1 protein-coding gene is annotated in these 455 nt (G+C 74.3%); it reads left to right on the forward strand.

Annotation, left to right across the window (positions count from 1 at the left end; translation table 11 throughout):
* Nucleotides 1-153: 153 nt before the first annotated feature.
* Nucleotides 154-455 (forward strand): DUF4140 domain-containing protein (locus tag LPA54_RS38440; protein WP_228985014.1); only part of this gene is annotated, 302 nt, incomplete at its 3' end.

Consider the following 455-nt stretch of genomic DNA (forward strand, 5'->3'; position numbering starts at 1 on the left):
GTGATGCCCGATCCCGACCCGGCCCTGGTGCCGCGCGAGAGCCGGATCGGGATCGGGCATCACGGCACGTACTGGTGCCTCGTGTGGTGATCCGTACCGGACCGTCACCGCGTAGGCTGCCCTCGGCACGAACACGGCTGCGCGGGGGAGCACATGACGGCTGGGAAGGCACCGAGGTGGGACTCGGCACTCGAATCGGTGACGGTGTACGAGCAGGGCGCGCTGTGCCGCCGCGTCGCCCGGGGCACGGTCCCGGCGGACGGACGGGTACGGGTGACCGGACTGCCGCGCTCGCTCGACCCCCACTCGCTGCGCGCCCGCGTCCTCGGTGCGCCGGGTGTGCGTGTCACCGAGGCGCGGGCGGAGATCGACGCGGAGCCCGTGGACGCGGACGCCGTCGACGAGGCACGGCGTGAGGTGGACCGGCTGGCCGAGGCGTACGGCGTCGTCGCGGC

It is taken from the genome of Streptomyces sp. DH12 (assembly GCF_020873895.1).
GTDB lineage: Bacteria > Actinomycetota > Actinomycetes > Streptomycetales > Streptomycetaceae > Streptomyces.